The sequence below is a fragment of the Variovorax sp. 160MFSha2.1 genome, assembly GCF_048305075.1.
Taxonomy (GTDB): domain Bacteria; phylum Pseudomonadota; class Gammaproteobacteria; order Burkholderiales; family Burkholderiaceae_C; genus Variovorax; species Variovorax guangxiensis.
Genome location: NZ_CP157624.1, coordinates 2,628,139 through 2,640,737 on the forward strand (window position 1 = coordinate 2,628,139; position 12,599 = coordinate 2,640,737).

Annotated in this window: 4 protein-coding genes; 2 read left to right on the forward strand and 2 right to left on the reverse strand. The window is 64.8% G+C overall.

What is annotated here, in order from left to right; translation table 11 throughout:
• The first annotated feature begins 1 nt into the window (after position 1).
• The gene (locus tag ABL838_RS11715) at positions 2–7,312 is read left to right on the forward strand and encodes a S8 family serine peptidase (RefSeq protein ID WP_418125416.1); all 7,311 of its coding nucleotides are present in this window, start codon (positions 2–4) and stop codon (positions 7,310–7,312) included.
• Positions 7,313–7,350: 38 nt separating this feature from the next.
• Here the strand turns inward: ABL838_RS11715 and ABL838_RS11720 are convergent, their stop codons facing one another.
• On the reverse strand, positions 7,351–8,427 hold the full coding sequence (locus ABL838_RS11720; protein ID WP_418125417.1) for a lipocalin-like domain-containing protein: 1,077 nt from the start codon (positions 8,425–8,427) through the stop codon (positions 7,351–7,353).
• A 45-nt stretch (positions 8,428–8,472) separates the two neighbouring features.
• Positions 8,473–11,073 carry an FtsX-like permease family protein gene (locus ABL838_RS11725; RefSeq protein ID WP_418125418.1) on the reverse strand — a complete coding sequence of 867 codons (2,601 nt, stop codon included), beginning with the start codon at positions 11,071–11,073 and terminating at the stop codon, positions 8,473–8,475.
• 82 nt (positions 11,074–11,155) lie between these two features.
• On the opposite strand from ABL838_RS11725, the gene ABL838_RS11730 reads away from it, so the two are divergent.
• Entirely contained in the window at positions 11,156–12,598 is a 1,443-nt protein-coding gene (locus ABL838_RS11730) for a serine hydrolase domain-containing protein (RefSeq protein WP_418125419.1), read from the forward strand.
• Position 12,599: the final 1 nt, after the last annotated feature.

Below are 12,599 nucleotides of genomic sequence, written 5' to 3' on the forward strand. Positions count from 1 at the left end.
TATGACCGTGTCCTTGAACATGAAAATGGCTAACGGAAAGCCATTCTTTCAGGTGGAGAATGAAGTAACGCAACCTGCCGCCAAGTGGACTGAGCTTCACATGCAGATCATTAATGCGTCACCGGCATTGACCACACAATATGAGGCAGCAGCTGCCGCCAATACGCCGTATATTATCTCTGCCACCAGGCCAGGAATTTCTTTTGACCCCAATCTCGGGACTGTTGGGATATATATTTCGCAAGACTATTTTCGCACAGGTACGCCGGCAAATATTTTTGCCAACTCGCTGTACATTGCGATCGAAGGCGGCCACGAAACACAGCATGACGCGGACAACCGAAATCCCTCCATCGGAATTCCCCGGATAGAGGATTACAGAAGCCCGGGGGACTATAGCGTGGCCCGAGGAGTCGTCGAAGGACGCGCTGTTGCTTTTGAAGCGCTGGCTGATTCGCAATTGCAAGGAAAGAAATTCGTTATAAGCGGCCGAACCTTGACCATAGATCCACTGTCGTTCATCGTTGGGCAAAGCTCAATCTTGGACTCCTTGCTGGCAAAAACCTATGCCGACCCTGCCTTGACTGCTGCTCAAAAATTCGATAAGGCCGCCTTCGGAGCAAAGGATGCGTACCTAGATCAAATCACTTCCACTGGCGCCGGTGGAATTTCATATTTCGAACAAAATATGAAAATATTCGCGCAAGCATGGTCTGGTTTCAAAGAAAAAGAAATCACCAGCGTCTCACAGGACAACAACGGCTACTGGTCGGTGACCGCAACGATTCCGGGCGGCACCGTGACGAAAAATTACGACCCCAGAACCGCTGTCGGCTTGTATGCCCCAGCCCCTCGACCGAATTCTCAGGTCACCACTAGCAATCTGGATGGCGGCGCGACCCTGATGGACAGCGTCAACTACAACACCGACAGAGAGTCAATTCAACTCTTCGATGCAGATCAAAATTTGATCCGCCGTACAGAGATTGTTGCCATGAAGGGAGGAGGGAGCATTTCGACCGTCAGCACGTATCTGCCGGGCGCAATGCAGCCAGAACACGTTGAAGTTCAGCAGTTTGATGCCAATGGTGTGCGCATTGCTCCTGAGACCAACGGCACTGAGATCAACACTGCCGTCCTGAATACGGCAACCACGACGCCAGTGGCTGGTGAGACAAGGACACCGTTCAGCACGAGTTCAGGCCCGAGCGGCGCCAACAATAACTTGGTCACCGGCGGAAGCTATACCGCTGGTATTGGCAACTTCTGGAACGTCAATACCGCCGTCGGCAACCAGGCCATTGCAAGCTACGCGATCACGGATGGTTTGCGGCCCGGCAACTTCAACTTCGGTCTGAACATCAACGCATCGAGTGGTCTGGGCCTGCCGTTCTCCAATACCGGCGGTGTTGGAAACATCGACCCCCTGGCGGGACCTGTCGACTACAGTCTTTTCGGCAGCAGCCTGAACAATGCGTCGGCCTTCAACTTCAACCTCTTTCCCGCAGACCCCTTGCTGCTGGACCTGAACGGCGACGGCGTAAAGCTCACCGACTCCGGGACATCCCCCGTCCTCTTCGACGCCGACAACGACGGCGGCTCTTTGGAGCAAACCGGCTGGGTCAGTGCGCAGGACGGGATCGTCGTGCACGACCTCAATGGCGACGGAAAAATCAACAACATCAGCGAGACGCTGAGCGAGTACTACAACGGCGTGACCGGTTCCGGCGGCGTTGCCGGCACCAAGCCGTATGCGAATGGCTTCGCGGCCCTCCGGAGCCTCGACAGCAACGCCGACGACCAGTTCACCGCAAAAGATGCGGCCTGGAATAACCTGCGTGTCTGGGTCGATGCCAACCACGACGGCAAGACCGATGCGGGCGAACTGAAGACTTTTGCCGAACTGGGCATCACTGCGATCAATCTGTCGGCTGTCGCGCAGAGCGGTGAAGTGCGCGATGGCAACGAAGTCTTGGCCCGGGGTACCTTCACGCAAAACGGCATCAGCAGGGAAGCCATCGCGGCCAACTTCCTGGCCAACCCTGCAGGCAGCACCGTCACACAGAACGAGAAGGGTAGCTCCGTCACCGTTGTCACGGAGAGCGCTGTCGGGGGCGCGGCTGCCACGACGGCCTATGTGTCGAAGAACACCAATGCTGCCATCGCCGAAATCCTCGATGCGGCGTCTCTCAAGGTGCGCAATCTCACCGGTGGGGCTGGCAGCGACCTACTGGCGGGTGATGCTGGCAACAATTGGTTGGCTGGCGGCGCGGGCGCCGATACCCTTCTTGGCGGCGTCGGAGACGACGTTTTGCTGTTCGACGCGGCAGACAAGCGGGTCGATGGCGGTGATGGCTTCGACATTGCCCAGGTGATGGGCGCTCAAGGTGTTTCGCTCAACCTGAGTCAGAGCAACATCGAGATGGCCATCGGCGGCGTCGGAAACGATGTCTTCATAGGGGGAGGCCACTCCACCGTGGTTGTGCGTGGCGGCGCGGGGGGCGACGTGATCATCGGCGGTGCTGCCAATGACGTGCTGTCGGGCGAGGATGGCGATGACACCCTGGATGGCGGTGCAGGCAACGATCTGATTCGCGGCCATCGCGGGCGTGACAAACTGATAGGCGGTGCGGGTGACGATGTGCTCGACGGCGGCCTGGACGATGACACCCTGAGTGGCGGCGCGGGCAATGACGTACTTATCGGTGGCGGGGGCGATGACAGCCTGAACGGCGGCGATGGCATCGATGTTGCCCAATACGCCGGGAGCTATGCTGACTACCGCATTACCAAGCTCAACAGTGCAAAGGGAAGTGCCCGCTATCGCGTGGTAGATACCCGCACCGGCCGTGATGGTGCCGACACACTTATTGGCATCGAGAAACTGAGCTTCGCCGACGTCAACCGCGTCGACCTGACCATTGGCAGTCCATTGCCGGTCAAGGATGTTCTGACCGTCAACTCCGCAGGGCAGGCGCTGAGTCGAACCGCCGCTCACCTGCTGTCCAGAACGCAGTTGCTTATCAACGATCGCGACTGGGACAGCCGAATCGATCAACTCAGCATCACCGAGGTTCTGGACGCCAAGGGCGGTACCGTCGCACTCACCGGCAGTGGTGACGTGCTTTTCACGCCCGATCCGAACTACACCGGAGTGATGGGGTTCAAGTACAAGGTGAAGGATGCCGAGGGGCATTCCACGGAGGTGAGCAATGGCACCACTGGCCAGACGGAGTCTATGAAGGCTGCTGTCTACCTGCACACGGATGACCTGCCGAGGGACCCGCTGGCTGTAGAGCAGTGGTACCTGAGCGATGTCAACGTGATGCCTGTGTGGAAGGACTACACCGGCAAGGGCGTCAGAATCGGCCAGTTCGAGCCAGGCGGTGCGTTCAGTGCGGGGCCCGAGGTGTTCGACTACCGTCACCGGGATCTTCAGCCCAATGTCGACAAGGCTTGGCTGAACACGCTGGACGCGAATGGGAGAAACGACACGCCCCAGACCTTCAGCAGCCATGCGACCATGGTGGCTGGCGTCATGGTCGCAGCGCGGAATGGCGAGGGCGGCGTCGGTGTGGCCTACAACGCAACGCTCGCGGGTCATTACATCCAGGGCGAAGGCCTGGAAGTCGGCAAACTCGGCCAGGAAATCTCCAATGCACTGGCCAAGTTCAAGAATTTCGACGTGGTCAACAACTCGTGGGGTGCTTCCACGAGTTTCGGGCTGAATGTGGTTCCAACAGGCACCGTCGAAACCGGGATTCTTGAGGCCATTTCCCGCGGTCGAAACGGGCTTGGCACGGCAATCGTGATGGCCGGTGGCAATGATCGCGCGACGGGCGCCAACACCAACTACAACGCACTGACCGCAAACCGGGCTGTGATCGTTGCGAGCAGCATCAACGCGCCGGGCGATCTGGGCACGTTGCAACAGGGGAGCAAGCCTTTTAGCAACCCGGGCGCCTCCATCCTGGTGTCGGCACCTGGCAGCAACATTGGTTCGACCAGTCGCGAACTCATCGGGGATAACGGCTCGACCTTCGGAGGCAATTACGGCACCAGCCAGGGCACAAGCTTCGCGGCACCGATCGTGTCTGGGGTCATAGCCCTGATGCTCGAAGCCAACCCATCACTTGGCTACCGCGACATACAGGCCATCCTGGCTATGACGGCCACGAAGGTGGACGATCCAAATGGCACCGACTGGGTCACAAACAGTGCCAAGACTTGGAATGGCGGGGGCATGCATGTCAGCCACGACTACGGCTTCGGCAAGCTCGATGCCCGTGCCGCGGTACGGATGGCCGAATCCTGGATCGAGGAGCAGAACACGTACGCGAACGAGTTCGTTGCAAGTGCCTCCAGCGGCGCCCTGAGCGCTGCGATTCCCGATGGTGCCGGCATTCTGACGCGCATCCTCTCCGTGGGAGCCGGCCTGGAGGTCGAGAGTGCGCAAGTCACGCTCGACCTGGATCATCAGCGTTGGGGCGATCTGATCATCAAGCTGATTTCTCCCGGAGGAACCGAGAGCATTCTGGTCAACCGGCCCGACAAGGCGCCGGGGAGTGCGGCCACCGACCTGGGAAATGCGTCGTCGGGTCCACTCAGCTTCAGCTTCAACACGACTCATGTGCGAGGGGAACAAAGCGCGGGCGACTGGAAATTGCAGGTCATCGACGCAACCGCCGGGAATTCCGGGACGCTCAAGAGCTGGAAGCTGGATCTCTACGGCAAGAAGACCGGCCCTGACGATGTGTATGTCTACACCGATGAATTCGGCAGCAAGGAGCAGTTCGTCCGCGGCATCCGGATACCCACGCTTCAGATCCCCAGCATGTTGGTGGACAGCAATGGTGGAATCGACACCATCAACGCCAGCGCCGTAACGAGCGACAGCACGATCAATCTGCTCAGTGGGAGCACCAGCACCATCGCGGGACGGGAGCTGAAGGTCCTAAGCGGCGACATCGAGGCTGCGATCGGCGGTGATGGCAACGACATCCTGATGGGGAACGGGCTGGGCAACGTGTTGATAGGGGGGCGTGGCGCGGATGTCATCAGCGGTGGCGGCGGCAACGACACGCTGGACGGCGGCAAAGGCAACGACGTGCTCACGGGCGGAGAAGGTAGCGATCTCTTCGTCATCGGCAAGGATGCAGGGTCGCGGGACGAGATTGTCGACTTCGGAGTGGGAGACAGCGCGGATGCTCCTGAAGCCATTGCATTGGTGGGCTTCGGCAACATGAATTTCGCCTCGCTCGCTCGCACTCAGGTAGGGGCAGACGTCCGCTTGGACCTGGGCGACGGCCAGCGTGTGCTCGTGCGGAATCGGCAGGTGGATCAGCTCGGTGGGGCGCAGCTGCGGTTCTTTGCCTCACCGGCAGCGCTGCAAACTTGGCAGAAGGCAGGTCAAAAATTGGGCGAAGGCGTCGAGAGCAAGGGCGTCGGGCTCCAAGACACCGCCCTGCCGTTTGGTGGTGGCGGTAACACCACCTCGCTGGGCACCGACGGCAACGACAGGCTGCTGGGTAGTGGGGCGGTTGATACCTTGAATGGCGGCGCCGGAGACGATGTTCTCGTGCTGGATGGTGACCAAGGTCGTGTTTCGTATTCGACGGGGCGGGCAGGTGCAGGCACGCGGACAGGCGGAGCCGGAGCTGACCGCTTCGTGGTTGCGGCGGGTGGCGGCGGTTCGAGGTCGATGAGCTTCATGGGCAGCGACATGGGCGCCAGCAACCTGATCGCGGATTTCGAACTGGCGGCGGACAGGATCGACCTGAGCCAGTTTGCCTGGATCAAGGATTTCAGCCAGCTCAAGATCAACAAGGCGATGAACATCAACGGCAAGTTCATCACGCGCGTGCTGGCCGAGGCGCCGGGACAGTCGCTGGTCTCGGTCGGACTCTTTGCCGTCGAACCTGCGGCCCTTACAGCCGCTCATTTCATCTTCGCCGGGAGCCCGGACGCGACGCCGATGTCGCTGCCTGCTTTGAAAGCGAGCGGTGTCACAGTGCCCGGTGCTGCGCTACTGGGAACTGGCGCTTCCGCAGCGACTGCCGCTCGACCGGCGCAGCCTTTGCCCATCGCGGGTACGAGCGGGAACGATGTGCTGACAGGCGATGCGGGTGCCAACACGATCAATGGCATGGAAGGCGCGGACAGCATGACCGGCCGTACCGGAGACGACACGTACATCGTCGACAACGTGCGCGACACCGTCAACGAACTGCCAGGTGGCGGCTACGACACCGTACGATCTAGCGTGAGCTATAGCTTGCCGGACGAGGTCGAAGTACTCGAGCTCGAGGGCACCGCGAACATCAATGCGACCGGCAACGGTCAGCGCAATCGCTTGTTGGGCAACGCCGGCGACAACCGATTGGACGGGGGAGCCGAGGCAGACGATATGGCGGGCAGAGCGGGCAACGATACCTATGTCGTTGATGACCAACTGGATACGATCCATGAAGATGTCGATGCCGGCATCGACACTGTCGAGTCTTCCGTTTCTTGGACGCTGGGCAAGAACCTGGAGAACCTCACGCTGACCGGCAAGCGCAACATCAACGCGACAGGCAATGAGCTTTCGAACGTGTTGACTGGGAACGCAGGTGACAACACCCTGGACGGTGCGCAAGGGGCTGACAGCATGGCGGGCGGCTCCGGTAGCGACACTTACTATGTCGACGACCTCGGCGATACGGTGATGGAGGCGGTGGACGGCGGATACGACACTGTCTATACGAGTGTGAACACTACGTTGGCGGCGAATGTGGAAAAGGGCGTGCTACTGGACCGCGCGACGGTGCTGGCCGGCAACGACCTGAACAATACCCTGATCGGTAACGAGCAAGCCAACTCGCTGTACGGGGGCGCCGGAGCCGACGTGCTGGATGGAGCGGGGGGCGATGACGTGTTGGAGGGCGGTGCTGGCAACGACATCTACCTGATGAGGCGAGGCTATGGCGTCGATCGCATCGTCGAGAACGATACAACGGTCGGGAACAAGGACGCCGTGCTCTTCGATGACTCCGTCGATATCAATCAGCTGTGGTTCCGTCGAACATCAAATGACTTGGAAATCAGTCTGATCGGAACCCTAGACAAGATGATTGTCAGCAACTGGTACCTAGGCAGTCAGTATCAGGTAGAGGAGTTCAAGTCGGTCGGCGGCAGGACATTGATGGATAGCCAAGTGCAGAACCTCGTCCAAGCCATGGCAAGTTTCTCGTCGCCAGCCTCAGGCCAGACTACGCTGCCAGCCAACTACCAAAGCAACTTGACGCAAGTCATTGCTGCTAACTGGCATTAGGCGCGGTAGCACGCGGCGCTGCCCAGGGTACTGGGGTATCACAGCTTCAGCGGCGTCGCGTAGCCCGTCATCTCCAGATACCCCCGTCCCAGTCGCTCCCCCTGCCCATCGACCAGGTCGCTCAGGCCTTCCCAGTACACGCCGCCAGTGGAGCCTCGGCTGTCCAGTTCCTGGTCGTCGAGCAGGGCGCGCACTTCGAAGTTGCCGGCGGGCGTCCGTACGCGCCATCGCGTCGGATACGTCGCCTGCGTGCGGGGGCTGATCCATGTGGCGAGGCTCTCGAAGCTGACCTCGTCGTGCCGGAAGATCCGCGCCGCGCCATCGCGCGGCCGAAACGAGCCGCCGGCCCACAGCGCGCTGCCGTCGCTGCGTCGCAGGTGGAAGGCGGTGAGGGCGCTGCCGTCGTCGAGGTTCATGCCGATCCAGTCCCAGCCCACGGCCTCGGGGTGCATGAGCGCCTCGCTCCATTCGTGGTCGAGCCAGGCGGTGCCGGCGACGTCGAAGGGCTGGCCCTTGAGCGTGAGCCTGCCCTGGGCCTTGAGCTGCGGCTCGCTGTAGTAATAGCTGGCCTGCGATTCTTCAGGCCCCTTGCGCGAGAGCCCGGCGTTGCCTTGCAGCAGCACAGGCTGCGTGGGCGTGAAGCGCAGTTCGAGCGCGAATTCGCCTGCCGGAATGCGCGCGACATAGATGCCGTTTTCGCGTGCCAGAGACCAGTCGCGGATGCGCACGTCGGTGTCGTCCGCCGAGGCCTCCGCCACGCCGAAGCCTGCGCGCGCGATGCGCTGGTCATGCAACAGCACGCGGCCTTCGAGATCGGTGACGGCCGCATGCGCGAACACCAGGTGCTTCGCTGCGAAGGCCGAGCGCATGCCCTGCGTGGCCTCGACGCGCGAGCGGAAGAAGGTGACCTGGTAGCCGAACTCGCGCCCGGCGGATGTCTTCGCGTGGCCGGTGATGTACCACCACTCGGTGCGCAGGTCGGGGTGGCTGCCGAAGTCGCGCGGGAACTGCAGGCGGCGTTCGGGCAGCGCCCATGCGGCCAGCGGGCCGGATGCGAGCGCGGCCAGCAGCAGGCTTCTGCGCGAAAGGGAGAATGAGAAAGGTGCTTGCTGCATGGGTTCCAGTCCAAGAATCGGCTTTGCACGAATACGGTCGTCGGCCTACCAGTCTTCCTTGACCGCCAGCACCACGTCCTTGCCTGCGGCCGCGCGGCCCGCCATCCAGGCCGTCACGGTGCCCGCCGCCACCACCGCAGCGCACAGCGCCAGCAGCCGCTCCCACGGCACCAGCAGGTCCATGCTCCAGTGGAAGCTCTGCGGGTTCACCACCTTCACCAGCACCACCGACACGGCCAGCCCCAGGCCGAGCCCGGCGACGGCGCCGATGGCCGTCCACGCGGCGCCTTCGCCGGCGACCACCGCCAGCACCTGCCGCCGCGTGAAGCCCAGGTGCGCGAGCAGGCCGAACTCCTTGCGCCGCGCCAGCACCTGCGCGCTGAAGCTGGCCGCGATGCCGAACAGGCCGATGGCGATGGCCACCGCCTGCAGCCAGTAGGTGACCGCGAAGCTGCGGTCGAAGATGCGCAGCGAGGTTGCGCGGATCTGCCCCACCGAGGCGATCTCCACCGAGCCCGCGGATGAATCGCCTGTGCCACCTTGCCGCGCCGCCAGTTCCCGCACCGCCGACTGCACGGCGCCCTCCGATGCGCCGGGTGCGAGCCACAGCGCCACGTCGCTCACTTTGCGCTCGCCGGTGAGGCGCTCGAAGTCGCGCGCATCCATGGCGATGGCGCCGAACTGCCGCGCGTAGTCGCGCCACACGCCGGCCACGAAGAACGAGGCCCCAGCCTTGCCCATGGCGGCCGACAGCGGCGCGAACACCGTGCCCGGCTTCGCGCCGTAGAGCTCCACCATCGGCTCGCTCACGTAGATGCCGATCTGCCCTTCGGGCACCGGCAGTGCGCTGCCCACCAGCGGCAGAGACTGCGCGGCTCCGCCTTCGAGGCTGCGCGCGATCAGCGTCACCGCCGGCCGCGCCGCATCCAGCTGCAGCGGTTGCGTGCGCAGCGTGCCGGTGCGCGCCACGCCGGGCAACTGCGCCAGCGACTGGACGAAGGCCGGCGCGAAGGTGGCGGTGTCGGTGCTGCTTCCGCCGCCGCTGTTGCCGCCGCGTCCGCCCGAGGTGGCGCGCACGTACAGGTCGGCAGGCAGCACCACGTCGAGCCAGTGCGTAACCGAGTCGCGGAAGCTCGCGACCATCACCGTGAGCGCGACCGCAAGGCTCAGGCTCGCGACCACGCCGCTGACCGCCACGGCCGCCGTGCCGCGCATGCGCCGGGCTCGCTCCACCGCCAGCATCGGCAACACGCGTTGCGAGAACAGCGGCGCCACGCGGTCGTACAGCAGCGCGATCAGCCAGGGCAGGGCGGTGATGCCACCCACCAGAAGGCAGGCGACCGAGAGATACGCCGCCACCGGAATGCCGCCGATGGCCGGCAGGTTGGCCAGCACGGCGCCCAGCGCGACCAGGCCCAGCGCCAGCCAGTGGCTTTTGCCTTGCGTGGGCGCGGCGCCCAGGCCCTTGAGCGTCTGCGCCTCTGGCAGCGACTGCGCCGCGCGCGCGGGCCACCAGCCGCCGACCAGCGCGGCCAGCACGCCGAGCCCGCCGTAGAGCAGGGCGGCGCCCGCGCTCCAGTGCAGCGTGGGCGCCACGCCCTCGAAGTAGCCGCCGCCCAGGTCGCCGCCCAGCACGCGCAGCGCGAAGGCCGCCAGCGCCGTGCCCAGCGCGAGGCCGGCCAGGCTTCCGATCAGGCCCAGCACCAGCGATTCGGCCAGCACCAGACGCAGCCGCTCGCGCGGCGTGAGTCCGAGCACGCCCAGCAGCGCGAACTGCTGCGCGCGCTTGGCCACGCTCAGCGCCAGCACCGAGAACACCAGGAAGGCGCCCGTGAAGAGCGCCACCAGCGCCAGCACCGTGAGGTTCACGCGGTAGGCGCGCGACAGGTTGCTCACGCGCTGCGCCGCGTCGCCGGGCTCGGCGAACTGCACGCCTGCGGGCCAGCCGGGTGCGCGCTGCAGCGAGGCCATGAACGCGGCCCGGTCTGTACCGGGCGCGAGGCGCAGGTCGATGCGGCTGAGCTCGCCGATGCGGCCGAAGAGCTCCTGTGCCGCCGCGATGTCCATCACCGCGAGCGCCTTGCCGCCCGCGGCCACGTGGCCGGCCACCGAGAGGCTGTGCCAGGCGTCGCCGCTGCGCAGCTGCACTTTCTCGGCCCTGCCGTCGGCCGGCGCCTGCGCGGGCAGCCCCAGCGCATCGCGAGCCGCGAGGTTGAGGAACACATGGCCCGGCGCAAAGAGGGCGAAGCGGTCGGCACCCGCCGCGGCCTGCGGCATCAGCGCGGGTGCGATGGTCGGCAGCGCCAGCGCGTCGATGCCGATCACGCGGATCGGCACTTGCTGCCCGCCGGCAAGCGCCAGGCCCTGCACCTCGACCACCGGACTCGCCAGCGCCACCTGCGGATGGCGGGCGAGTTGCGCGAACACGGCCTCGTCGAAGCCGCCCTGCACGGCGCGCACCTCCAGGTCGGGCTCGCCGTTGACCGAGCGCACCGCGCTCGAGAACTCGTCGAGCGCCGAGGCGTTGATCAGCTGTACCGAGAAGGCCAGCGCGACGCCGAGCATCACGGCCAGCACGGCCGCCGCGTTGCGCCAGGGGTGGTGGCGGAGTTCCTGCCAGGAGAAGGTGCCGAGCAATGCGCGCATCGGCCGATTGTCGTCGCGGCGCGCGAGGGGGACTCCGGACGTGGCAGGATTGCGGCTCTTCGAACGCCTGAGGAATCCGACGATGCGGCTCATGCCCCATGCCTTGCTGTACCGCTCCTGGCTTGCGGCCTGGCTTTTCGTCCCTCTGCTGGCCGGCAATGCCCTGGCGCAACTGCAGCCGCCGCAACAGCAACAACAGCCCCTGACGCTGGCAAGCGATCCGGCCGTTCTTGCGAAAGCAGCCCTCGGCACCGAGCGGGGCACGATGGTGGTGGGCACGCTGCACGACGGGCAGGTGGCCTACGGCGCCGCCTACAACCCCGAGCCGCCGTCGCAGCCACGTGCCATCGCATCGGGCAGCGCAGAGCAGCCGATGTTCGAGATCGGATCTGTCACCAAGGTGTTCACCGGCCTGCTGCTCGCGCAGGCGGTGCAGCGCGGCGACCTGAAGCTGGACGACACGGTCGGCAGGCTGCTTGCCGGCAAGGTCGACGGCCTTTCGCCCGCGGTGGCCTCGGTCACGCTGCGCCAGCTCGTCACGCACACCGGCTGCATGCCCGTGATGGCCGACGGCGTGACCGGCGGCGCGCCGCTCGTCGAGCAGTTCCACTCCTACGACAAGCCCATGTTCTGGGCCGCGCTCGCGCGCATCAGGCTCACTGCCTCGGCGCCGCCCTGCGAGGGCGCGTACAGCAATTTCGGCATGGCGCTGCTCGGGCAGCTGCTCGCCGAGCGCTACGACACGTCGTGGGGCGAGCTGGTGCGCGCGCGCATCACCGAGCCGCTGGGCATGAACGACACCGTCATCACGCTGGGCGACAAGGCCTCGCGCATGGCCCCGGCCTTCGCGGGCGACCGCCGCCAGCCGCTGTTCGACATGCAGGCCTACGCGCCGGCCAGCGCGCTGCGCTCCACCGCCGCCGACATGATGACCTTCAGCCGCGCCATCCTCGCGGGCGCCGCCGGCCCGCTGGGCCCGGCCGCCGCGCGCATGCTCACGCCGCTGGCACGCTACGAGGGCGCCGAGATCGGCTATGCCGTGATGGTGCGCGGGCCCGAAAGCGGCCGGCGCACCTACTATCACGCGGGCGTCACAGAGGGCTACCGCACGCTGTGGCTGCTCGCGCCCGACACCGGCGAGGCGATGATCGTGCTCAGCAGCAACGCGCGCGCGCCGATGCAATCGGTGATGCTGGCCATCGGCAAGAGCCGCTATCCGGTGCCGACCGCCGAAGTGCCGATCGATGCGAAGCGGCTGGACGAGTACCGCGGCGAATACCGCGTGACCAGGAACAAGTCGCTGAGCTTCACCGTGCGCAGCGGCAGGCTGCTGGTGCGCGAGACGGGCCGCGGCTACAGCGCGCTCACGCCCACGGGCAACGACCGCTTTGCTGTGACTGCCATCGGCGCGCAGGTCATGTTCAGGCGCGATGCGGCGAATGCGGTGGTGGGAGTGTCGCTGGCGCAGGGCGGCAGCCAGCTCGATGCGCGGCGGGTGGGGGACGCGGCCGTGCAGCCTGAGTAGT

Coding starts and splice junctions, on each gene's coding strand:
- ABL838_RS11715 (WP_418125416.1), top strand. CDS start 2: ATGACCGTGTCCTTGAACATGAAAATGGCTAACGGAAAGCCATTCTTT.
- ABL838_RS11720 (WP_418125417.1), bottom strand. CDS start 8,427: ATGCAGCAAGCACCTTTCTCATTCTCCCTTTCGCGCAGAAGCCTGCTG.
- ABL838_RS11725 (WP_418125418.1), bottom strand. CDS start 11,073: ATGCGCGCATTGCTCGGCACCTTCTCCTGGCAGGAACTCCGCCACCAC.
- ABL838_RS11730 (WP_418125419.1), top strand. CDS start 11,156: ATGCGGCTCATGCCCCATGCCTTGCTGTACCGCTCCTGGCTTGCGGCC.